The sequence below is a fragment of the Buttiauxella brennerae ATCC 51605 genome, from assembly GCF_001654925.1.
GTDB lineage: Bacteria > Pseudomonadota > Gammaproteobacteria > Enterobacterales > Enterobacteriaceae > Buttiauxella > Buttiauxella brennerae.
The window spans coordinates 269,130-293,468 of sequence record NZ_LXER01000040.1 but is presented as its reverse complement, the minus strand read 5'-3'; the positions used below and the strand labels follow the sequence as shown (position 1 = coordinate 293,468).

The following is a 24,339-nucleotide window of genomic DNA, read 5'->3' as shown; positions in this document are numbered from 1 at the left end:
CAGAACAATTACAAATGCTATTCCGGCTGCATACGCAACCTGGCTTTCGACAGACGCTTACGCTGCTGTGCTGGTGTGAACTGGTCTCAGGCCGGGATCTAGAAGAATGGTATACGCTGCACTTACCGCTTCCTGAAACGTTGAAACAATGGATGTCAGAAAAACAAAAATCATATCGGGGACTGAAAACGTTGACTGAGAATTATATTCTGGCCACTCGACCAATGTGAGGACTGAAAATTGGAGTGCAGAAGTGTTATATCGCACAATGTATCACTGGCTAAATGGTGCCAGCCCGCAAGGTCGATATGATCGGAGATTAAGACTTGTATTGTCACAACTGCCAGTGCTTGTTGATGTTTCATCAACCTATCAGAACGCCACCGCCCTGGTTTGAAGATGATATCTCACGCGGATAACCGGAAGCCTGTTGCATTCACCAGTAAGTTGAAAGTCTTCCGCCTTCGATAACTCCAGCACGTGTAATACAACTGCCTACGTTCATTATGACCAGATGTACGGTGGGTTGCCTGCGGTATGGTGGTAAGAAACGCCGCCCTCAAATCAAGAAATGGATGCACAGTCAGGAGTTATGAACCAGTTACTTCCAGATCGGTATTACCGATCTTATTCCCAAGGAAGACCAGAGAAACAAAGAAAGTTTAATTTAGGTTAATTAATATAATTAATACTCACTCCCTTTTTTTTATTCCAATGATCTTATGCAGTTTGTAATCATTTAATTCTCTGTCATCTATTCCTGCAACCCTCCAACTCTCAATGCTGCGTATTATATACGCAGTTTGTATATTGCAGATAATAATGGTTAGACACAGGGCTATGACCATAACGATGCCTGTTTCAGTGTATTGTTATCCCTCCAAAATATTAAATTAAATAACCGCCCCTGCTATGGGTGATCAGGAAATAATGCTATGAAAAAACGTAACTGGACACCGGACTGGTTTTTGAAATCTGTCCTTGATATGCATATTAACGCGATGGTTAATCGCTATTCCTGTCTGAGGGTAATACGGCTGGATCTTTTCTATCAAAAAAATACCTTTAAATATCACCATCCGGATCATCGGCAGATGGAGTCTGATGTCCGGCATCTGATGGACGAAATGATGAGTATCCCCGCAGTGGTGGGTTATTTCTGGGTAATTGAATGGACCGAAGATCACCTGTTCCATGCGCATGTGGCTTTCTGGCTGGATGGTAATAAAACCCAGAAACCTTTTTTCTGGATGGAGAAGGTCGGAGAATGCTGGCGTGCAATCACGGAACATGACGGCTGTTACTATCGTTGTGAGTATAAAACTAACTACGAAGCCGATATTAATATGCCGGTTCACTACAACGATCCGGTGAGTATTAATAATATGCAGCAGGTACTGTTGTACATGACCAAAATTGAACAGAAAAATACTCTATTGCTTCACGGTTGTAATGAAGTCCCGAATCGCTCCTTGAGCGGTAGACCACGACAATTGAGTGGATTGCGCCCCACAGCTGACACGTACCTAGCCTGACTTTTCCGGGACATTCAGCGGTTAGGCTATTGTCCCGTTTAATCTGTATAGCACTATCAATGGCAACACGCTTCCAGTTACCCGACAAAAGAACAATGTATTTCCTAACAGCATTACAGCTGCAAATTAATGTCTTCTCCGAGAACTGTCAGTCGCAGGGAAAACCTGCGCTACCGACACCACCAGAGCGCTGCGGGCAACTGATTGCGGTGGAAAAACCCCGATAGTGGAGTTATTCGACCAGAACAACGATCGGAAATGGTATGAGGCGGAGACACTATTAATTATCCCCATCAGTGTGATGGACCAATTAAGTATAAAATTTACGAAGTTAGTAAACGTCTTGAAGATAAACAAATTCAGGCGCATGATGTCATCAATTTGATTACATCTTTGGTGTGGTATGAGTTACAGAAATACACTTTCTTCTCTTTTGGCCTGCGCGCATGGTTAGCACATACTCTCAGCATGTCGAGGATTTAACTCTTGCCCAGCGCGAGCGACTTGCCTATATCGATTTCCGGCTTTACTTCTTCGGTGTGATTGGCCGTCCCGACCTAATCGAACGTTTCGGTGTGGCACCTGCGGGGGCCACACGCGATCTAGCTCTGTATAGGGATATCGCGCCACAGAATATCACTTTCGACGGTAGCCATAAGATTTACCGCATTGGGTTGGCCTTTTCCCCGTTGTTTAAGCACGCTTCACATCGTGTGCTATCGGCACTGGCTCTAGGCTTCGGTGATGGCATAAATGGTGAATCGCAGCCAATGTTACCTTGCGAATCACCCACCACTTTGAGCACCCCCAAGATGGATGTACTTGCTCCAATCTGCCGTGCAATCCATACCAAAAAACCAGTCGTTATCCGTTACCACTCAATGAGCAATGGTGAGTCCGAACGGGTCATCGTGCCATTAGCCTTAGTAGATACTGGCTTACGCTGGCACGTTCGTGCCTTTGATCGGAAAAGCAGCGAGTTCCGCGATTTCGTCCTTACACGTATCGAAGCACCGAGCTTGCTCAATGAGGAGGCGCAGGCCAATGAACAATCGGACAATGACATCCAATGGATGCGCATCGTCGAGCTGGAGTTTGTGCCGCACCCTCGCCTAGAACGCCCCGAGCTCATCAAGATGGACTACGGGATGACCGACGGTTCGATCCGGCTGTGTGTGCGCGCAGCAGTGGCGGGCTACATGCTACTGCGCTGGTGCGTGGACTGCTCGCCCGACTACCGGCTCAATGAAGAACAGTACCGCCTGTGGCTCAGCGATCCGCTGGCGCTGTATGGCGTTGAGAACGCCAAGCTAGCACCGGGCTATCAAATCCCAGTAACAAAGATATTACACCAAGGATAAGAAACGATGGCACAGAAAGACACCGCCAAGAACGGCAACGGCGGCAACCTCGGCTTCGAGGCCGATCTTTTCAAGGCAGCCGACAAACTGCGTGGCAACATGGAACCGTCCGACTACAAACACGTCGCACTTGGACTCATCTTCCTGAAGTACATCTCTGACGCCTTCGAGGCCAAACACAATGCGCTACTGGCGGAAGATGTACAGGCTGCCGAGGACAAAGACGAGTATCTCGCTGACAACGTGTTCTGGGTGCCGAAGGAGGCGCGCTGGTCGCATCTGCAGGCCAACGCTAAGTTACCCACCGTCGGTACCTTGATTGACGATGCAATGCGCGCCATCGAGAAAGACAACGAATCGCTCAAGGGCGTGCTACCTAAGGATTACGGCCGCCCAGCACTCAACAAAGTAATGCTGGGTGAACTGATTGACCTGATCTCCGGCATCGCACTTAACGAGGAAGGTGACCGCTCCAAGGACATCCTCGGACGCGTGTACGAGTATTTCCTCAGCCAATTTGCCGGAGCCGAAGGCAAGCGTGGGGGCGAGTTTTACACCCCGCGTTCTGTAGTTCGCGTTCTGGTCGAGATGCTCGAACCCTACTCAGGTCGTGTTTATGATCCATGCTGCGGTTCGGGTGGCATGTTCGTGCAATCAGAAAAGTTTGTGCATGAGCACGGTGGTCGTATTGGCGACATTGCGATTTACGGGCAAGAGTCGAACTATACCACTTGGCGACTAGCCAAGATGAACCTAGCAGTGCGCGGCATCGACTCCGACATACGCTGGAACAACGATGGCAGCTTCCATAAGGATGAACTGCGCGATCTCAAGGCCGATTACATCCTCGCCAACCCGCCGTTCAATATTTCAGACTGGGGCGGCGACCGCCTACGTGAAGACGTGCGCTGGAAATTCGGTGCACCGCCTGTAGGCAATGCCAACTACGCGTGGCTACAGCACATCTACCACCACCTTGCGCCCAATGGTAAAGCGGGCGTGGTGCTGGCAAACGGTTCCATGAGCTCCAACCAATCCGGTGAGGGAGAAATCCGTAAGACGATGCTTGAAGCCGATGTGGTGGATTGTATGGTGGCGTTGCCTGGGCAGCTCTTTTACTCCACGCAGATTCCCGCCAGCCTGTGGTTCCTGACTCGCAATAAGAATCCCGGCAAAAGCCAGAGTGACCGGAGCAGGAAAGTGCTGTTCATAGATGCCCGCAAGCTGGGCGTGCTGGTGGATCGCACTCGGCGAGAACTCACCGATGAGGAAATTCAGCTAATTGCTGACACCTACCACTCTTGGCGTGGGGAAGAGGGCGCGGGTGAGTACGCTGACGTAACAGGCTTCTGCAAATCTGTATCGATAGAGGAAATTCGCAAGCACGGCCATGTTCTGACACCAGGCCGTTACGTTGGCGCAGCGGAACACGAATATGATGGTGAGCCCTTCGAAGAGAAGATGGCGCGGCTCTTTGCACAGTGGCACGAACAGCAGGCAACATCGGCAAAGTTGGATGCGGAAATTGAGGCCAACCTTAAGGAGCTTGGATATGGGGAGTAAGTGGAAGAAAAAAACACTTGATGCTTTAGGTCGCATTGTCACTGGCAGGACGCCGCCTTCAACCATTGTTGGTGCTTTTGGAGGGAGTATCCCTTTCGTTACGCCATCGGACATGGATGGCACCCGCATTATTTCGACTACGGCAAGAACTTTGTCTGCTACTGGTCAATCAGCAGTCAAAAATGCTTTCATTCCAAATAACGCAGTAATGGTTTCGTGCATCGGTTCTAACATGGGAAAGGCAGCGATAGCTGGTGCCAATTGCATCACGAACCAGCAAATCAACAGCATCGTCATCGACACTGATGACTCCCCACTATTCATTTATTACAACCTCAGTCTGAGAAAATCAGAAATTCGAGGCATAGCTAGTGGATCGGCACAGCCAATCTTAAACAAATCAGCATTCGGACGACTTGAAATTGAATTGCCGCCGCCTGAAGAGCAACGCGCCATCGCCCACATTCTAAGCACGTTGGACGACAAGATTGAACTCAACCGAAGACAGAACGAAACGCTGGAAGCTATGGCTCACGCCTTGTTCAAGGCGTGGTTCGTGGACTTCGAACCAGTACGCGCCAAACAAGAAAGGCGCTGGCAACACGGACTATCCCTGCCCGGTCTGCCCGCGCACCTCTATGACCTATTCCCCGACCGGCTCGTTGATTCGGCGTTGGGGGAGATACCGGAGGGATGGGAAAGCGTACCAGCGAGCCGACTCGTGGAGTTCAATCCCTCTTTGCCATTGCGGAAAGGGACGAAGGCGCCCTACATCGAGATGGCTGCATTGCCGACGTCTGGAAGCTGGCCTGAGCCGCCGGTATTGCGGCCGTTCGGCAGTGGTATGCGGTTTCGCAATGGCGACACCCTACTAGCCCGAATTACACCTTGTCTGGAAAATGGCAAAACGGCTTTCGTTCAGTGTTTGCCGGATAACACTGTGGGTTGGGGCTCTACTGAATACATCGTGATGCGTCCCAAGGCTCCAGTGCCACCGGAATTCGGGTATTTATTAGCACGCGATGCGGCTTTTCGGGAGCAAGCCATCCGAAGCATGACCGGCACCTCCGGTCGGCAACGTGTTCAGGCTGACTCAGTGGCTGGGTTCAAGCTTACAGTACCTAAGCATGAAGCTGTGTGGGGTGCTTTCTCGCATGTTGTCACGCCCGTATTCATGAGCATCAAAAAGAACGCGGAGGCAATCGCAACGCTCGCCCAACTGCGTGATACTTTGTTGCCCAAACTCATCTCCGGCGAGTTACACATTCCGGATGCCGAATGCAAAGTCGGAGTTTGACTGGATGAATCTTCAGCTTGATCCAAACAATTATGAAGCCTGTCCGTCGTACAACGAATGGTTAGATGAGCAGTACTCAGAACAAGCAGACGGAATACTCGACATTCTTGGTTATCAACCGAGACCAAGTTTTGTTCTTTTCACTATGAGTCCAGACACTTATGAAGCTGCATTTTCGGACTTTACACAACAGCGTGAAGAAGGAATAAAAGAATCCGTATGCAATCAATTCCCATCTCCGATTGCTTACTATTTCTACCGATTTGAAAATGGATACGAGAGTGATCTGCAACGTCTACACCTTCTTCGAGATACTTGGGAGTCGGTAATCGATATCCTTCATGCGCTAGCCGTAGCGGAATGCCGCCATAGAAATATTCAGGTCGCAGATCCGCTGAAATTTAAGGATTTGTTCACTGATAGTATCGCAAAAAGACTTGAGAACATCGAGAGGATCACTAACCAGCTGAGTGCTGAAGGTATTTATCCCTCAGTCGCAAAAATTTCACCGGCAGCAACACTTGCTGCGATGAAGGAGCTCAACCAATCTAGGAATGCTTTCTCTCATAGCGCGGCGCAGTCTGAGGCGCAGGCGCGAAATTGGATCAGCGATGCATATGTAGATGTAGTGGAAGTTCTTGCAGACCTTGATGGCCTAGAAGACATTCAGATTGTTCGGTATTTAAGTCAGGTTGATGGAACAACTCTAAGATGTGAAATATTTAGAGGGCATAGCTCCACAAGAACAATCCAGAACATCAAGATTAGCCATCAGCAAATGCTAGATTCCGCCGAGAAATATTTTCGTCCTGGGCAGATGCTTGTAATTGCAGACGGACTTATTTTCGGTCTTCGTCCGATGATTTGCTTTCGCGAGGATGGCGTTGGCCATACGACTCGTCTTTGTATTTTCAGAAAGACGCGTGGTGAAGCACCTAATCGGCGGCTTGAATACGAAATTATTGGTGAAGCCGTACGCCATGAAGAAGATCGAAATAACTTTGCGATAGAAATAAACGAACTGCGTGGTCTGTTTGGATTAGAAGAGGAATAGAAATGTACAAGCCCAAAATAGCAGGAGAGCAATAATGGCATTTCTATCTGAAGCCGCCGTAGAACAAGCACTACTGGAGCAGATGCACGTTCTTGGTTACAGCATCGAACGCGAGGACGACATCGGCCCTGACGGACGCCGACCGGAACGCGAAAGTCACAATGAGGTCGTGCTCAAGAGTCGGTTCGAGGATGCCGTTGCACGCCTGAACCCTGGCTTGCCATTAGAGGCGCACCAAGATGCTGTGCGCCGCATGATGCAGTCCGAACTACCATCTCTTCTCGAGGAAAACCGCCGTATCCACAAATTGATAACGGAAGGTGTGGATGTTGAGTACTACGCCGACGACGGCACGCTGACTGCGTGCAAGATTGCACTCATCGACTTCGAGCACCCGGAGAAGAACGATTGGTTGGCAGTGAGTCAGTTCATGGTGATCAATGGAGAGAACAAGCGGCGGCCCGATGTGGTGGTGTTCGTGAACGGATTACCAATAGGTGTAATCGAACTAAAAGCACCAGGTAATGCCGGAGCGCATCTGTTAGGGGCATTCAACCAACTCCAGACCTACAAGCAGGAAATTCCTTCTCTATTCAACACCAACGCACTCCTGGTTACATCGGACGGCATTGCAGCCCGAGTGGGATCGTTGTCGGCAGATCTTGAGCGTTTCATGCCATGGCGCACCACCGACGGCGTGGATATTGCACCAAAGGGAGCTCCAGAACTTTCAACATTAATCGAGGGTGTGTTCGAACAGCGACGATTACTGGCCTTAATACGCGATTTCACCGTCTTTGCCGAAACCGGAGCAGGGCTCGCCAAAATCATTGCAGGATACCACCAGTTCCACGCAGTACGACACGCGGTCAACAGCACTGTGAATGCATCCTCGCCAGAGGGTAATCATCGTGCTGGTGTCATCTGGCACACCCAAGGCTCCGGCAAAAGCCTGCTGATGGCATTCTACGCAGGGCAACTCGTCAAGCATCCGGCCATGGCCAACCCAACGCTAGTAGTACTAACCGACCGCAACGATCTCGACGACCAGCTCTTCTCTACTTTCTCGATGTGCCGTGATCTGATCCGACAGACGCCAATTCAAGCCGAGAGCCGCGAAGATCTGCAGAAAGTTTTAAGCCGAGCATCAGGTGGCGTTATCTTCACGACTTTGCAAAAATTTGGCGAGATTGAGGAGCCACTTACCACTCGGCGCAACGTGGTGGTCATCGCAGATGAAGCGCACCGAAGCCAATATGGCTTCAAGGCCAAGGTAGACGTGAAGACTGGCGAAATCTCCTATGGATTTGCCAAGTACATGCGCGATGCCCTCCCTAATGCATCCTTCATCGGTTTTACCGGTACACCTATAGAAGCAGGTGATGTAAACACCCCAGCGGTATTCGGCAACTATATCGATATTTACGACATCAGCAGGGCAGTCGAGGATGGCGCGACCGTACCGATCTACTATGAATCCCGTCTGGCGCGAATCGAACTCGACGAGGATGAGAAACCGAAGATCGACGTAGAGGTCAATGAATTGACTGAGGAGGACTCAGAAGCCGACCAGGAGCGCTTAAAGAAGAAATGGTCAACGGTTGAAGCACTAGTTGGCAGTGATAAACGCCTTAATTTAGTTGCCAAGGACATGGTTACCCACTTTGAGGATCGCGTGGCCGCACTCAATGGCAAGGCGATGGTGGTGTGTATGAGCCGGCGCATCTGCGTCAAGCTATACGACGAGATCGTCAAACTGCGCCCAGACTGGCACAGCACTGATGACAACGCAGGCGCGGTCAAGATTGTAATGACGGGTGCGGCGAGCGATCCGCAGGCATGGCAACAGCACATAGGCAACAAGGCCCGACGTGATCTGCTGGCCAAGCGAGCCCGTGATCCCAAAGATCAACTCAAGCTAGTGATCGTGCGGGATATGTGGCTGACCGGCTTTGATGCGCCGTGCATGCACACCATGTACGTGGATAAACAAATGCAAGGCCACGGGTTGATGCAGGCAATTGCGCGCGTGAATCGGGTGTTCCGCGACAAGCCTGCAGGACTAATCGTCGATTACATCGGCATCGCACAAAACTTGAAGTCGGCCCTGCAGCAATATTCCCGGAACGATCAGGAAAACACAGGCGTTGACGAAGCGCAGGCCATCTCGGTGATGATTGAGAAGTACGAGGTCGTACGGGACATGTACCACGGTTACGACTACGCCTCCGCGATGGCAGGCACTCCACAAGAACGCCTTGTGATGATGGCAGGTGCCATAGAGTGGATTCTCGACCTGCAACAAAAGTTGGCGGCGAAAGAGAACACCAAAGAGGGTAAGAAGAATGCGCATCGTCGATACCAGGATGCAGTGCTAGCCCTGTCCAAGGCATTCGCTTTGGCATCAGCATCCGACGAGGCCCGAGAAATCCGGGAGGAAGTCGGTTTCTTCCAGGCAATACGTGCCGCTCTAGTCAAAAGTAGTAATGGTTCAGGTGCGACGCAGCAAGAGCGCGAATTGGCGATCCAACAGATCGTCAGCCGAGCTGTTGTCTCGACCGAGATCGTGGACATACTTGCTGCTGCGGGTATTAAGAGTCCGGATATTTCCATCCTCTCCGACGAGTTTCTCGCTGAAGTACAGCAGATGGAGAAGAAGAATCTTGCGTTGGAAGCCCTGCGTAAACTGCTCAACGATGGAATTCGCTCACGTAGCAAGGCCAACGTGGTACAGACCAAAGCTTTCTCGGAGCGACTGGAAGATTCGGTGGCACGATACCACGCCAATGCTATCACCACTGCCGAAGTGCTGCAGGAACTAATCAAGCTAGCCAAGGACATCCGTGCGTCTCGCCAACGGGGTGAAGAACAAGGTTTGTCTGAGGATGAGATTGCCTTCTACGACGCATTGGCTGACAACGAGGACGCCATTCAAGTTATGGGTGACGATAAACTGAAACTCATTGCTCATGAGTTGCTAATGAGCCTGCGTGAAAACGTGTCCGTTGACTGGGCTCATCGCGAGTCTGCACGCGCTCGAATGCGAGTGCTGGTGAAGCGTATTCTCCGTAAGTATGGTTATCCACCAGATCTTCAGGAAACAGCCGTACAAACAGTACTTCAACAGGCTGAGGCTTTGTCATCAGGGTGGTCGGTTTCACGTGGATGATCTGCCTAATATGGCAGTTCTAGTGATTGACGAATAAAGAAATAATAGGAAAGTCAATGTGGCATGACAATGAGACAACCGTTGATTACGTTAATTTTCGCCTAGTAGCAAAAGCATGTGCGGGGCTCATTCAAGATACCGGTGGGGAGCCAATCTCGATTGGGATCTCGGGAGGCTGGGGCGCAGGAAAATCGTCACTTGTACGGATGATCGCATCTGAGTTATCGCTGGAACAGACTGTCGGAATGGGAATTGCCTCTGAGGAACGACCAAAACATGTAGTGATAACTTTCAATCCATGGCTTTACCAAGGCTTTGAAGATGCACGTACTGCGCTGCTACAGACGGTTGGAGATGCAGTACTTGAGGCTGTAGTCGCTCAGAATAGTGGACTTTTAGGTAAGGCAAAATCCCTCGTCAAGCGCATTAATTTTCTACGGTTGGCCCAACTGGGTGGAGAAGTTGCAGCCACCTTGATCACAGGGGTTCCGGTCGGTCTTATTGGAAAAGTTGTCGAGGCTGGAAAAGGTGCATTGCAGAATGAATCACTTAATGAAGGCATCGCAGTCGCCAAAGATGCATCAGAAGCTACCAAAGGACTCTTGAACGAAGCTAAACCCGTTTCGCTGCCAAAAGAAATACAATCCTTTCGGGAAGCCTTGGAAGAGCTACTCGTCGAGCTGAATATCACGTTGGTAGTCTTTGTCGATGACCTTGATCGATGCCTACCTAAGACGGCTATTTCAACGCTCGAGGCTATTCGGTTGCTGCTGTTTCTGCGTCGAAGTGCATTCGTCATCGCCGCGGACGATGTGTTTATTCGTGGAGCCGTCCGTGTCCACTTTGCTGGTACTGGTTTGGATGACGATATCGCAACCAATTATTTTGACAAGTTAATTCAAGTTCCATTGAGAGTACCAAGACTGGGCGCTAACGAGACTAAAGCATATACCGCGTTGCTATTTTTGGAACGTGCTCACCGCAGCGGACAGCTGGAAACCGAGAGTTTTGAGAACGCTAAACTCAGCGTAGAAGCTCGACTACGAGAAACTTGGACGGGAAAAACCGTTGATCTTGCATTCCTCGAAACGCTGGTGGAACAGGAGGATGCTGAGTTGCTCGACCTAATGGGGCTGGCTGAGAGGTTGGCTCCATTACTTTTTAGTGCAAGTACAGTCCAGGCCAACCCACGACTGATTAAGCGATTTCTTAATACAGTGTTTTTGCGTAAGACATTAGCTAAACCACAAGGCATTGATGTGGATGTACAAATTCTGGCTAAGTGGCATTTGCTCGAGCGGTGTGACGAAGCTACGGCGAATGCATTGGCAGAAAAGGTTTCGGCCGAAAACGAAGGAAGAGTCAGCATTCTTCATGACGCAGAGATGGCTGCTAAAGACCCGGATAATACGCTCCCCACCCTATTTGGAGATAAAGAGTTTGTTCGTGAGTGGCTGCAGCTAAAACCTCTGCTTGGTGATATGGATATGCGACCTATATTGCACCTCAGTAGAGATAGCACCGTTAGGGATTTTGGTGCCGATGATCTGAACGTAGCAGGTAAAGCATTACGTGATGCGTTGGTGGCAGCCCGAAATTCGAACGAAGCATTAAAACAGCAAATAATGGATGCTGGTGAACTGCAGTCTGGTCTTGCCATGGCTCGCGCCTGGGAAATTAGGCGACCAAACCGTTTATGGCAAAAGGCCGAAGAGGTCTTGATGCTTATCGAGGTGTCTCATATTCACCCAAGTACCGGGGCTCGAGCCGCTGCACTCATTAGTCAGGCACCTATTTCTCAGCTCGCCCCAGGCTTGGTTTCAGCTTTGACAGAGTGTAGCTGGGCGAAAGATGTTTTATCTAAGTGGGAACGGGACGAACAGATTCCGAAACCTGTTAAACGTGCAATTGAAAATGCAAGGAAGAAATAAATGGGTACGTCGACCTCAAGCGCAGGAGCCGGTTCTGGCGCATCATTTGATCCACCATGGCTAGATGATGCTGAAACTGGCATTGACTCTAGCCATGCAGACAAACCTATATCACCAAATCCAGCTCCCGAAGATGGCTCTGATGGTGCAAATGAAAGTGACTCGGAGAATGACAACACTACAACGCAGCATGTAGAAAGTCCGGCGGCAGCACCAGCGGGGCGTTATCAGGAAGCACGAAGAGCTCTCACGGGTTTCGTGCAATCTGGTAGTGGATCTGATTTACGGCGAGGTATTTCGAGTTTCATTAAAAAAGGTATGGGCGGATCAATAAAAGCGGCGAGTCGTATGCGCACTAGTGCTATAGCTTCTGCTTCATTAGGGGGCTTTCTGGCAACAGCCCGAGATGGGACCGACCCTGATATCGATGCGTGGGTTGCTTCGGTAAAACAGAGAAATCTATCTGCCCATGATACTGCACTAGAAGTTGTACAAAAGCTGCTGCCCACGGGTGGAAGTGTTGACGAAGAGTCAGCCAAGCATGCAATGAATCAGGCCATCTCTCATCTTTATGAAGTAGATCCCACTGCTGATATCTTCAATCTTGGGGATGACCAGATTGCCAATGTAATGGCATTCACAGTGGCGTACGATGTTTACAACCGGGTTCAACTTGAACTCGGAAGGGTTTTTGAAAAGCTAAAATATGTACCCAGTGTCATACAACAGCGATTAGCACAAGTGCTTGACTACATTATGGTTGTTGTTAACAAATCGATGGGAAAGGTACGTTCTGGCAGTACTTCACATTCCATGCGAGAAATTGCGACTTCGGCGTTACAAGACGCCCTTACGGTGTTCTCTGAATCATGAAAATTCTTTGCTCAAGTATCAATTCGCTACCCCAAAATGTGCCAGTAGGCACTCGTGCATTCACCTTCCTAGAGGCATCATCACGACCCGACGTTGGACGTATTGCCTCTGGTTGGCTGCGTAAGCTAGAGAGTGCTGGCTATGCCCCATCGATCCCAGTGTGGGATTTCATGCTTTTTTGTTTTGCTGTTTATGCATCAGATGTTGCTGTTATTCGCAAAAATAGTGCGGATGGTTGGACTCGCCAAATTGAACTATATATTACACTCAATGATCCAGCCCCTTGGGAAGCAAATAAAGCTATTGCTGAGGAAATGCTCCGAGTTCTTTCTGGTGACTTTTGGACACTGCACTTCTTGCCTGGTGGTCCACCTCCACCAAAAGGCAAGCTCCGGAAATGCGACCGAGATTGTGTGTCCTTACTTTCTGGAGGCCTCGATAGCCTGATAGGTGGTATAGATGCTACAACTGCAGGGCGCAGGCCAATTTTTGTGTCACAACTTGCTTTTGAAGATTCTGCTCGACAAGTTGCCTATGCTAATGCACTGGGTGGGGGCGATTGGCATCAGCAGTGGAGTCATAAAGTCGTTTTCAGTGGTAAAAAAGAAACTTCGACCAGAGCACGCTCCATGGCGTTCTATGGTCTTGCAGTGCTCGCTACTTCATTGCTGTCAGTCAAACGGGCAGATATCTTGGTACCAGAAAATGGATTCATAAGTATCAATCCTCCATTGCTTCCAGGAAGGATGGCTAGTCTCAGCACAAGAACAACACATCCACAGTTCATGACTTTCCTTCAAAAATTACTTGATGCCGTTGGCGTCAATGCCCAATTGTGTATGCCCTATCGGTTCATGACGAAGGGAGAAATGTTGGCACAGTGTGCAGATCAAACTCTGCTAACAAGATTTGCATGTGATTCGACAAGTTGTGGTCGTTTCCGTACCTACAACCGAACACACTGCGGTCGATGCGTGCCATGTATGGTTCGTAAAGCTGCAATTCAGCGCTGGGGCATTTCTGATACGACAAGATATAAATTCACAAATCTGTCGGTGGCAGGCAAAGCAAATGCGGACGATCCAATGGCAGTGGCTTGTGCAGTACTCGCCGCCGAAAAGAAAGGGATTGATGCCTTCCTAGGAGCCACACTAGCCTTTGCGTCAGCTGCGGATCGCCCTCATTATCGTCAAGTTGCTGAACAGGGTTTAGCTGAATTGGCTACATTGCTCCGAAAGGACGGTATAATTTGATGGATTTCCACTGCCACTTAGATCTCTATCCGAATGCCAAGAAAGTCTACATCGAAGCTTTGCAGCGAACTGAATTTGTCTGGCTAGTGACAACGAGCCCAAGAGCATACGCAGCAACTTCAAAAGTACTAGCCACCACTCAGAAATGTTTGATTTCCCCAGGTCTTCACCCTGAGATAGCAGATAAAAAATACATCGAACTGGAAATGCTGCTATCACAAATGGAGAATTGCACTGCCATTGGCGAGGTTGGTCTGGATGGTTCGGCACGATACAGGCCTTACTTTGAACTTCAAAAGAATATATTTAAAGCCATTGTTGAGAAATGCGCAGGATTCGGAGGGCGAGTTCTCAGCATTCATTCTCGGGGGGCCGCCAAGGAGGTTTTAGATATTCTTGAAGCGAACCCAGGGTTTGGCACAGCGGTTCTTCACTGGTTCACCGATTCTCCTTCCGTGCTTCGACGTGCAATCGATGCCGGTTGTTGGTTCAGTGTTGGGCCAACGATGATGAAATCTGCTAATGGACGAAAGCTGGCAGCACTAATGCCACGTGAACAAGTGGTCCCAGAGAGTGATGGTCCATTCGCGAAGATAGATGGTGTCCATGTAATGCCATGGGAGGCAAATACTGTGGCTATTAAACTCGCCGAGATATGGAATATATCGCAAGATGAAGCTTCGTTTTTGCTAAAATCAAATGGCTTACGTCTAATGGGGCTGCTAAGGATCTAGCTTGTCTACTGCCTTTTCGCACATCCCCAATTGACAAATCAACTGGGTAAACCCTAGTAGGTATGACACGGCTTTGGCGTCAGGTGACGTAATAACGCAAACTTATGTACAGGATCAATATAATCGAAATTACATACTGTAGATCGCCATCAACATCATTTAATAAAAAGACATCCAGCCATTCTGACGGCTGGATGTCTTTTTATTTTATAACTATGCTTTACTAAGTCAGTTTGACTTAGCGGGGCTACCGCCCTGCCTATTTCCCCAAATTAATCTTCGCAAAATCAAAGGGACTCACTACCCTTTCCCGATTAGCATCCAGAAAATCAGCCCACCACTGCAACATCAGCCTGCGCTCATCAAGATGCTCGGCTTTATGAATATAAGCCGCACGCACAGAGTTACGCTCCATATGGCTCATCTGCCGCTCAACTGCATCCCTCGACCACAATCCAGACTCAATCAATGAACTACACGCCATTGTCCTGAAACCATGGCCGCAAACTTCAACCTGTGTGTCATATCCCATAACTCGCAAAGATTTGTTCACCGTGTTTTCACTCATCGGTTTGCGAGGATTATGATCACCAATAAAAATCAGTTCATGATCACCACTGAACGTCTTTATCTGCTCCAAGATATTTAATGCCTGTCGGGAAAGCGGTACCAGATGGGGCATACGCATTTTTGAGCCACGCTGCGAGTGCTTTACTCCTTCAATAGCTTCTCGCTCGGCTGGAATCGTCCACATAGATGTTTCAAAATCGATCTCTGACCAGCGCGCAAAACGCAGTTCACTGGAACGTATAAAGACCAATAGCGTTAGCTCCACAGCCAAACGTGTTAGCGGTCGACCGGTGTAGCGATCAATGCAGTGGAGTAACTCAGGGATACGTTTGAGTTCCAAAGCTGCCCGATGTTGCCTTTTCGCCGTAGCAATCGCTCCAGCCATCTCTTGGGCGGGATTGTAGTCAATATAACCACTTTGCACAGCGTAACGCATAATAGCATTTGTACGTTGCTCAAGACGCGAAGCCACTTCTAAACGCCCCGTTGCTTCTACTACTTTTATTGGAACAAGCAAATCTCGAGTACTCAGATCCTTGATATTTCTTGTCCCAATTGTCTGAAAGAGGTTGTCCTCTAAGCTTTTCAGCACTCGTCGGCTATGTTCTTCCGACCACTTTTTATTTGTGGCATGCCACTCAACAGCTAGCTCCTCAAAAGTACGCGCATCTTCCTGTTCAACTTTATCATTTTTCTTTTTGTCTCCCGGATCGATGCTGTTTGCCAAAAGCTTACGAGCTTCATCGCGACGAGCTCTGGCATCAGCAAGAGATACGTCAGGGTAAACCCCTAAAGCCAGCATTTTTTGCTTTCCGCCAAAGCGGTACTGAAGACGCCAGTATCTTGAACCATTTGGGTGGACGAGAAGATGCATACCGTTGCCATCGGTCAGCTTATATTGCTTATCCGTTGGTTTGGCTGTTCTGACTTTGATATCTGTTAGAGCCATGCTTATCCCCTCCCTGTTGGTACAAGCATTATCGAACCGGAAATACCATCATCTGTACCAACATGTGTTGGTAGATGTACGTTGAAGTCGGTTGACCTTGAGAGAGTTAATATAGCGAGAAAGGTAGGTAAATGCTGGATTTTAGACATAAAAAAAGACCTCAGTTGAGGTCTATTTACATACATATGGTGCCGAAGGCCGGAATCGAACCGGCACGCCTTGCGGCGGTTGATTTTGAATCAACTGCGTCTACCGATTTCGCCACTTCGGCACGAAGAGGTATGCGGAAAACGTTGTGGATTATACCTGTAGCTCATCACCTTGCAAGCCCCATTCAACCTTCTACGTGCTGAGTGCTGAAAAAAACAACGAATCTTCAATCTGTTGTGCGTTTGAAGCCACCCAGAGCGATAAATTGACCCAATCACAACAGCTAAATAACTACAAAATCTCCAACTCCCACCACTGGTTTTCCCCAGGCATCATGATAGTCTTTCAGGATAATCAGCCTTCGGAGATAGTACCCGTTTATGATACGCCTCGCTGTTATTGGAACTAACTGGATCACCCGTCAGTTCGTCGATGCTGCCCACGAGAGTGGCAAATATAAACTCACCGCGGTCTACTCCCGCTCGCTGGAACAGGCGCAAACCTTCGCCAATGACTATCTGGTGGAACATCTCTTTACCGATCTGGATGCGATGGCGAAGAGTGACGCCATTGATGCGGTATACATCGCCAGCCCTAATTCCCTGCATTCGCCACAAACGCTGCTGTTTTTAAGTCATAAAAAGCATGTAATTTGCGAAAAGCCCCTAGCGTCTAATTTGCGTGAAGTGGAAGCAGCGATTGCCTGCGCACGTGAAAACCAGGTGGTGCTGTTCGAGGCATTTAAAACTGCCAGCCTGCCAAACTTTATCGCGCTGCAACAGGCATTGCCGAAAGTCGGCAAGATCCGCAAAGTGCTGCTCAACTATTGCCAGTATTCCTCGCGCTATCAGCGTTATCTCGATGGCGAAAACCCTAATACCTTTAATCCGGCGTTTTCGAACGGCTCGATTATGGATATCGGTTTTTACACGCTGGCCTCGGCGGTTGCACTGTGGGGCGAACCGTATTCGGTTCACGCGACAGCAAGTCTGCTGGAAAGTGGTGTCGATGCGCACGGTTCAGTGCAGATGAATTACGGCGATTTTGATGTGAACTTGCTGCACTCAAAAGTCAGCGATTCAACTATACCAAGCGAGATTCAGGGCGAAGCCGGCTCTTTGGTGATTGAGAAGATCTCTGAATGCCAGCGCATCACCTTTATTCCTCGTGGCGGAAAACCGCAAGATCTCACGCTTCCACAGCATATCAATACTATGCTTTATGAAGCCGAAGTCTTTGCGCGTTTGGTCACCAGTAACGAAGTCAATCATCCAGGTTTAATCACATCGCGCTCAATTGCGGCGCTGAGCACCGAGATTCGCGCTCAGACAGGTGTGAAATTCCCGGCGGATGATGTCTCTTCGCAGCTACCGGCGTAAAGGTGTGTAAAAGCGGGGTGGCATGATGTTGACTGATTGTAGCAATCGTAATATTTTGTTACCCGCAAAGGGGAGTAACTTCATTGTCGGTTAATCGTCATTACGGTGTGCAAACACCCGGTTACCGAGCAATACGAATGGCTTTTTATACAAAAAACCATTCCGTGTTGTAAGTGAGACCTTGCCGGAAGGCGAGATCCCTGTTGCAAGCATTAGCGGCTGGCGTCTTCCGACGTTGGCCGTTTTTGTTTTTATAGGAATAATTTTATGAATAGTGTCGGCACTCCATTACTGTGGGGCGGTTTTGCCGTCGTGGTCGTCATCATGCTGGCTATCGACCTCCTTCTTCAGGGGCGTAAAGGCTCGCACACCATGTCCATGAAGCAGGCGGCCGTCTGGTCCCTGGTCTGGGTTTCGCTTTCGCTGCTGTTTAACGCAGCCTTCTGGTGGTATCTCACCGGAACATCTGGCCGTGAAGTGGCGGATACACAAGCTCTCGCCTTCCTCACCGGTTATCTGATTGAAAAAGCGCTGGCGGTGGATAACGTCTTCGTCTGGCTGATGCTGTTCAGCTACTTTGCTGTACCTGCTGCGTTGCAACGCCGTGTGCTGGTTTACGGTGTACTGGGCGCGATCGTGCTGCGTACCGTTATGATCTTCGCGGGTAGTTGGCTAATTTCTCAGTTCGAATGGCTGCTGTATGTCTTTGGCGCGTTCTTACTGTTCACCGGTATCAAGATGGCACTGGCGAAAGAAGATGAAGGCGGCATTGGCGACAAACCGCTGGTGCGCTGGATCCGTAGCCACCTGCGCATGACGGATAAAATCGAAGGCGAGCACTTCTTTATTCGTAAGAACGGTATTTTGTTCGCCACGCCATTGCTGCTGGTGCTGATTCTGGTTGAGCTGAGCGACGTGATTTTCGCAGTCGACAGTATTCCGGCTATCTTCGCGGTAACGACTGACCCGTTCATCGTGCTGACTTCGAACCTGTTTGCAATCCTTGGCTTGCGTGCGATGTACTTCTTGCTGGCTGGCGTGGCTGAGCGCTTCTCCATGTTGAAGTACGGCCTGTCGATTATCCTGGTGTTTATCGGCGTGAAGATGATGATTGTCGATTTCTACCATATCCCGATCGCGATTTCGCTGGGCGTGGTTGGCGGTATTCTGGCGTTAACGTTAATTATCAACGCTATCGTGAATTACCGTAACGATCAGAAAAACCTGGCGAAGTAACCCTTCCCGGAATGAGAGAACCCCGTCTATGGCGGGGTTTTTCTTTTTATAGCGCCAACTGTACGAAGTGTTGCTAATGTCACATATTTGTTAATATTTAGTTATAAAATCTAGCCTGCACCGAAATAATCAGTGATTACTACTTACTACCCTGCGACATTTCCTTATACTCGACCAGGCAAACACATTTCTTTACATCCGGTCAGAAAAGTACCTCAGAGTACAGACACAGGATGGGACGACATACAACACAGGAAGGTTATTTATGGCTACACAATCTCCAGGTATTCTTAAACGCCTGGCACAAGGCAGTCTGGTCAAACAAATTCTGATAGGACTGGTGCTGGGCATCGCACTGGCGGCAATTTCAAAACCTGCGGCAATCGCCGTCGGTCTGCTCGGGACATTATTCGTTGGGGCACTGAAAGCTGTCGCACCGGTTCTGGTTCTGATGCTGGTGATGGCATCTATCGCGAACCATAAGCACGGCCAGAAAACCAGCATCCGCCCGATTCTGGTGCTTTATCTTCTGGGAACATTCACCGCCGCGTTAACCGCCGTGGTCGTGAGTTTCGTGTTCCCTTCTACCTTGCATCTGGTGACCGGCGCGACCGATATCACGCCACCGTCAGGCATTGTGGAAGTTCTGCGCGACTTGCTGTTGAGCATGGTTGCTAACCCAATTCATGCGCTGCTGAATGCAAACTACATCGGGATTCTGGTGTGGGCTGTGGGCCTGGGCTTTGCTCTGCGCCACGGTAATGAAAGCACTAAAAACCTGATTAACGATGTTTCTGATGCGGTGACCTTCATCGTTCGTGTCGTGATTCGCTTCGCCCCAATCGGTATTTTCGGTCTGGTGGCATCAACGCTTGCAACAACGGGCTTCGAAACGCTATGGAGCTATGCACAACTGCTGCTGGTTTTGGTTGGCTGTATGTTCGGCGTGGCGCTTGTCATCAACCCACTGCTGGTGTTCGTAAAAATCCGTCGCAACCCGTACCCACTGGTGTTCGCTTGCCTGCGTGAGAGCGGCGTAACTGCTTTCTTCACCCGTAGTTCTGCGGCTAACATTCCGGTGAACATGGCGCTGTGTGAGAAGCTGAATCTGGATCGCGATACTTACTCGGTTTCCATCCCGTTGGGCGCAACCATCAACATGGCAGGTGCAGCAATCACCATTACCGTGCTGACACTGGCTGCGGTGAATACTCTGGGCGTGCCGGTTGATTTGCCTACCGCACTGCTGCTGAGTGTGGTGGCGTCGTTGTGTGCTTGCGGAGCTTCTGGTGTGGCAGGTGGTTCGCTGCTGCTGATTCCACTGGCATGCGGCATGTTTGGCATCCCGAATGAGATTGCCATGCAGGTGGTTGCAGTCGGCTTTATCATCGGCGTGTTGCAGGATTCTTGCGAAACCGCACTGAACTCCTCTACCGACGTGCTGTTTACCGCAGCGGCTTGCCAGGCAGAAGATGCACGTCTGGCAGACAATAATCCGTTACGCGGTTAATGCTCAAAGCTCCCTGCCCTTCGTGGCGGGGAGTTATCCCTCTTGTTGCTGGACCTCTTTTTCGACCTTAAACGGGTCAATGCCCCGCCGTTGCATCCGCCAGAAACGAATGATATTCAGTCCGTTCATCACCAGAAAACTCCCTTCGATTAACGTTCCGCCAATCGACCCTAGCCAGAAATTATGTGTTACCCAACAAGCCGTGGAGCACCACATCACACAGCGAGTGGTCAGCCCTTTGCAGCGGAATAATGCCCAGGTACTGGCTACGGTTCCGGCAATCGGCAGTAATTCCATCGCATGGTTAAATTTAGCCAGACCCAAACCCAGCGTTAACACAATAAAAATGCTCATCACCCATAGGCTCCGCGTACGCAGGGAGATAACGGTACGGATTGCGTTGAGTTCAGCACTCATGCCTGCCGGGCTGGCGCCCATCAAGAAGAAGTGAATACCGATGATGGCGCTGTAACCCGCCAGTTGTAGCTTGAAGCGCCGCTCATCGCGGTTAATGAACGTGGTAATACCAACCACAAAGGCGAGAACCCCGACGCCCTGGGCAACCCAATACGCGGTCATGACAAATCCTTGTGAGTAAAAACGAGGCGAAAAAAAACGGCATTTCGAATATCAAAATGCCGTTTCATGGTAGCACCTGAGACGCTATTTACAACGTAACGCCGCTCTTAAAGATGGCTAATTCGCGGAAATCATTACGTTCGTTACAGGTCTTTTTGCCGTTCGCGATATCAACAATGGTGTCGATAAATTCGGTCAGCAGCGTGTTCATATCCGTGCCGTGCAGCAGTTTGCCTGCGTCAAAATCAATCCAGTGTGGCTTTTTAGTTGCCAGTTCACTGTTAGTTGCGATTTTAACTGTTGGTACAAAACCGCCGTATGGTGTGCCGCGACCGGTGCTGAACAGCACCATATGGCAACCTGCGCCAGCCAGTGCACTGGTCGCAACCGCATCGTTACCCGGTGCGCTTAACAGGTTCAGGCCAGGCGTTTTCAGGCGCTCGCCATAACGCAGGACATCAACAACTTCGCTCTCACCGGCTTTTTGCGTACAGCCGAGGGATTTTTCTTCGAGCGTCGTGATACCGCCAGCTTTGTTCCCTGGTGATGGGTTCTCGTAGATCGGCTGGTTGTGTTCGATGAAGTACTGTTTGAAGTCGTTCACCATGGTGACGGTTTTTTCAAACGTTGCTTCATCGCGGCAATGGCTCATCAGAATGCGTTCCGCACCAAACATTTCTGGTACTTCGGTCAGCACTGTGGTGCCGCCGTTAGCCACCATAAAGTCAGAGAAACGGCCCAGCATTGGGTTCGCGGTGATGCCAGACAGGCCATCGGAACCGCCACACTCAAGGCCGAACTTCAGTTCACTGATTTTACCGGGTTCACGTTTGTCGTGACGCATGACTTCGTAAAGCTCTTGCAGTTGCTCAAGGCCGGCTTCAACTTCATCGTCTTGCTGCTGGCAAACCATAAACTTCACGCGGGATTCATCGTACTCACCCAGCGTTTCACGGAAGGCACTCACCTGGTTGTTTTCACAACCCAGGCCAATCACCAGCACCGCACCCGCATTTGGGTGATGCACCATGTTTTGCAGCATGGTGCGGGTGTTAACGTGATCTTCACCCAGCTGTGAACAACCGAACGGATGGCTGAACAGGAACACGCCGTCAATATCTTCGGCGTCGTGATTCTGTTTCAGGAAACGGTTTTGGATCTGACGCGCGATGCCGTTTACACAGCCCACGGTTGGCAGGATCCACAACTCATTACGCACGCCTACCGAGCCGTTTTCACGGCGGTAAACGCTCACATCGCGGTCTGCAGCCTGGCTTGCCAGAGACTGGAAATCAGGTTGATAGCTATACTCATCCAGATCGTTCAGATTCGTACGCGCATTGTGTGAGTGAATGTGCTCCCCGGCTTCAATCGTCGCCAAAGCATGGCCAATCGGCAAACCGTATTTAACGACGTTCTCACCTTGCGCAATGGTAACCAGCGCAAATTTATGGCCACGAAGCACCGGCTGGCGCAGAGTCACCTCTACACCTTCAACGGTTACCACTTCACCTTCAGCCAGGTCCACTAACGCAACAGCGACGTTATCTTGCGTATGGATCTTAATGTATTGCATATCAACCTCAGAGCCTGATTAGTTCAGTTCAATGCCAAAGTAGTCTCGGGCGTTGTTAAAGCAGATGTTTTCTACCATGCTGCCCAGCAGTTTGATGTCTGCTGGCGCTTCGCCCGCTTCCACCCAACGGCCAATCATCTGGCACAGGATGCGACGGAAGTATTCGTGGCGGGTGTATGACAGGAAGCTACGGCTGTCAGTCAGCATGCCCACAAAGCGGCTTAACAGACCCAATTGCGCCAGCTGCGTCATTTGACGCTCCATGCCATCTTTCTGGTCGTTGAACCACCAACCGGAACCAAACTGCATTTTTCCAGGCATACCTTCGCCCTGGAAGTTGCCAATCATGGTGCCCAACACTTCGTTATCGCGTGGGTTCAGGCAATACAGGATAGTTTTTGGCAGTTCGTTGTTTTCGTTTTGCTTGCTCAGCAGGCGAGACAGCTCTTCCGCGACCGGGCGGTCATTGATGGAGTCAAAGCCCACATCCGGCCCCAGCAGTTTGAACTGACGCAGGTTGTTGTTACGCAGTGCACCGATGTGGTACTGCTGAACCCAGCCGCGACGGGTGTATTCAGCCGCCAGCCAAACCAGAACCGCAGTTTTGAACTGTGCAGTTTCGTGTTCAGTTGGAGCCGCACCGGAAAGACGACGCGCCAGGATGCCATCCAGAGTCGCTTCGTCTGCTTCTGCAAACAGAACAACGTCTAATGCGTGGTCGGATACTTTACAGCCGTGTGCTGCGAAGTGGTCCAGACGCTTGCTCAGTGCAGTTTGCAGGTCGCTGAAACGGCGAATGTCGGTATCAGACACTTCAGCCAGTTTGCCCATGTATTCAACGAAAGTGCCTTGCTCAATGTTGAACGCTTTGTCCGGGCGCCAGCTTGGCAGCACTTTGGTTTCAAACGCGTCCAGAGCAATTTGGCGGTGGAAACGCAGATCGTCGATTGGGTCATCAGTCGTACCGACCATTTTCACGTTCATCTGCTTCATGATACCGCGAGCAGAGAAGTTGTCCTGAGCCAGCAGTTCATTACATTCGTTCCAGATTTCATCAGCAGTTGTTGGAGACAACAGTTTGCCAGTGATACCGAATGGACGACGCAGTTCGAGGTGAGTCCAGTGGTACAGCGGGTTACCGATAGTGTGCGGAACAGTTGCAGCCCAGGCATCGAACTTCTCGCGGTCAGACGCATCACCAGTACACAAACGCTCTTCCACACCGTTAGCACGCATTCCACGCCACTTGTAGTGATCACCTTTTAACCAGATGTCATACAGGTTTTTGAAGCGGTAATCTTCAGCAACTTGTTGTGGTTGTAAGTGGCAGTGATAGTCGAAAATAGGCTGGTCGGCTGCAAACTCATGATACAAACGGCGGGCAAATTCGGTATCAAGCAGAAAATCTTCAGTCATAAACTGGGCCATTGTAGGGTTCCTCTGTTCATAGCAGTTCGATGCTTGCGCATAATGCAAATAAAGTTATCACACCAATTTCTGGAGTCCGAGTGGATTTTTGTGATGCACACCACAAAAACCACACTTTTATTGTTAATATTGTGTTTAAAACAAAGCCGTATCCCGCGCCAGTTCTGGCCTGCAAGCCCCTACCCCCTTGGA

At 49.9% G+C, this 24,339-nt stretch carries 17 protein-coding genes, 1 tRNA gene and 1 pseudogene; 14 read left to right on the top strand and 5 right to left on the bottom strand.

Annotated features, from left to right (window positions below):
* The 11 genes and pseudogenes from M975_RS23230 to qatD form a co-directional block, all read left to right on the top strand.
* A pseudogene (locus tag M975_RS23230) lies at window positions 1-230 on the top strand (secretoglobin family protein); the annotation flags it as partial.
* A 705-nt stretch (window positions 231-935) separates the two neighbouring features.
* Window positions 936-1,535, top strand: a complete 600-nt coding sequence (locus M975_RS21815) for a YagK/YfjJ domain-containing protein (protein WP_064561961.1) — start codon at window positions 936-938, stop codon at window positions 1,533-1,535.
* A 446-nt stretch (window positions 1,536-1,981) separates the two neighbouring features.
* The gene (locus tag M975_RS21810) at window positions 1,982-2,896 is read left to right on the top strand and encodes a helix-turn-helix transcriptional regulator (RefSeq protein WP_064561958.1); all 915 of its coding nucleotides are present in this window, start codon (window positions 1,982-1,984) and stop codon (window positions 2,894-2,896) included.
* Between the two features lie 6 nt (window positions 2,897-2,902).
* Window positions 2,903-4,459 (top strand): class I SAM-dependent DNA methyltransferase, encoded by a 1,557-nt coding sequence (locus M975_RS21805; RefSeq protein WP_064561956.1) that lies wholly within the window; start codon window positions 2,903-2,905, stop codon window positions 4,457-4,459.
* Entirely contained in the window at window positions 4,449-5,756 is a 1,308-nt protein-coding gene (locus M975_RS21800; RefSeq protein ID WP_064561954.1) for a restriction endonuclease subunit S, read from the top strand. The genes M975_RS21805 and M975_RS21800 overlap by 11 nt, the downstream gene beginning before the upstream one ends.
* Window positions 5,757-5,760: 4 nt before the next feature.
* On the top strand, window positions 5,761-6,810 hold the full coding sequence (locus M975_RS21795) for a hypothetical protein (protein ID WP_157093422.1): 1,050 nt from the start codon (window positions 5,761-5,763) through the stop codon (window positions 6,808-6,810).
* Window positions 6,811-6,844: 34 nt separating this feature from the next.
* Window positions 6,845-9,979 carry a type I restriction endonuclease subunit R gene (locus tag M975_RS21790; protein ID WP_064561950.1) on the top strand — a complete coding sequence of 1,045 codons (3,135 nt, stop codon included), beginning with the start codon at window positions 6,845-6,847 and terminating at the stop codon, window positions 9,977-9,979.
* 56 nt (window positions 9,980-10,035) lie between these two features.
* Complete coding sequence (locus tag M975_RS21785) at window positions 10,036-11,910, top strand: KAP family P-loop NTPase fold protein (protein WP_064561948.1); 1,875 nt, start codon at window positions 10,036-10,038, stop codon at window positions 11,908-11,910.
* Window positions 11,911-12,783, top strand: coding sequence for a Qat anti-phage system associated protein QatB (gene qatB, locus M975_RS21780; protein ID WP_064561946.1), 873 nt, complete (start codon window positions 11,911-11,913; stop codon window positions 12,781-12,783).
* A complete protein-coding gene (qatC, locus tag M975_RS21775) occupies window positions 12,780-14,036 on the top strand; it encodes a Qat anti-phage system QueC-like protein QatC (protein ID WP_245164515.1) in 1,257 nt (418 codons plus the stop codon). The genes qatB and qatC overlap by 4 nt, the downstream gene beginning before the upstream one ends.
* Window positions 14,036-14,770 carry a Qat anti-phage system TatD family nuclease QatD gene (gene qatD / locus M975_RS21770; protein ID WP_083967928.1) on the top strand — a complete coding sequence of 245 codons (735 nt, stop codon included), beginning with the start codon at window positions 14,036-14,038 and terminating at the stop codon, window positions 14,768-14,770. Before qatC ends, qatD begins: the two co-directional genes overlap by 1 nt.
* A 259-nt stretch (window positions 14,771-15,029) precedes the next feature.
* On the opposite strand, the gene M975_RS21765 is transcribed toward qatD, so the two are convergent.
* On the bottom strand, window positions 15,030-16,289 hold the full coding sequence (locus tag M975_RS21765) for a tyrosine-type recombinase/integrase (RefSeq protein WP_064561940.1): 1,260 nt from the start codon (window positions 16,287-16,289) through the stop codon (window positions 15,030-15,032).
* A gap of 186 nt (window positions 16,290-16,475) precedes the next feature.
* Window positions 16,476-16,560, bottom strand: a tRNA-Leu gene (locus M975_RS21760).
* 259 nt (window positions 16,561-16,819) lie between these two features.
* Here M975_RS21760 and M975_RS21755 point away from each other — a divergent pair.
* The 3 genes from M975_RS21755 to sstT all read left to right on the top strand — a co-directional run bounded on the left by M975_RS21755 (window position 16,820) and on the right by sstT (window position 20,564).
* Window positions 16,820-17,818 (top strand): Gfo/Idh/MocA family protein, encoded by a 999-nt coding sequence (locus M975_RS21755; protein ID WP_064561938.1) that lies wholly within the window; start codon window positions 16,820-16,822, stop codon window positions 17,816-17,818.
* 267 nt (window positions 17,819-18,085) lie between these two features.
* Window positions 18,086-19,054, top strand: a complete 969-nt coding sequence (locus tag M975_RS21750; protein WP_064561937.1) for a TerC family protein — start codon at window positions 18,086-18,088, stop codon at window positions 19,052-19,054.
* A 265-nt stretch (window positions 19,055-19,319) separates the two neighbouring features.
* Window positions 19,320-20,564: a serine/threonine transporter SstT gene (sstT, locus tag M975_RS21745; protein WP_064561936.1), complete on the top strand. Its 1,245-nt coding sequence runs from the start codon at window positions 19,320-19,322 to the stop codon at window positions 20,562-20,564.
* 33 nt (window positions 20,565-20,597) lie between these two features.
* Here sstT and M975_RS21740 read toward each other — a convergent pair whose 3' ends face one another.
* The 3 genes from M975_RS21740 to uxaC all read right to left on the bottom strand — a co-directional run bounded on the left by M975_RS21740 (window position 20,598) and on the right by uxaC (window position 24,147).
* Window positions 20,598-21,143, bottom strand: a complete 546-nt coding sequence (locus tag M975_RS21740; protein WP_064561935.1) for a YgjV family protein — start codon at window positions 21,141-21,143, stop codon at window positions 20,598-20,600.
* Between the two features lie 88 nt (window positions 21,144-21,231).
* Window positions 21,232-22,719, bottom strand: a complete 1,488-nt coding sequence (locus M975_RS21735; protein WP_064561934.1) for a UxaA family hydrolase — start codon at window positions 22,717-22,719, stop codon at window positions 21,232-21,234.
* Window positions 22,720-22,737: 18 nt separating this feature from the next.
* The gene (uxaC, locus tag M975_RS21730) at window positions 22,738-24,147 is read right to left on the bottom strand and encodes a glucuronate isomerase (RefSeq protein ID WP_064561933.1); all 1,410 of its coding nucleotides are present in this window, start codon (window positions 24,145-24,147) and stop codon (window positions 22,738-22,740) included.
* Window positions 24,148-24,339: the final 192 nt, after the last annotated feature.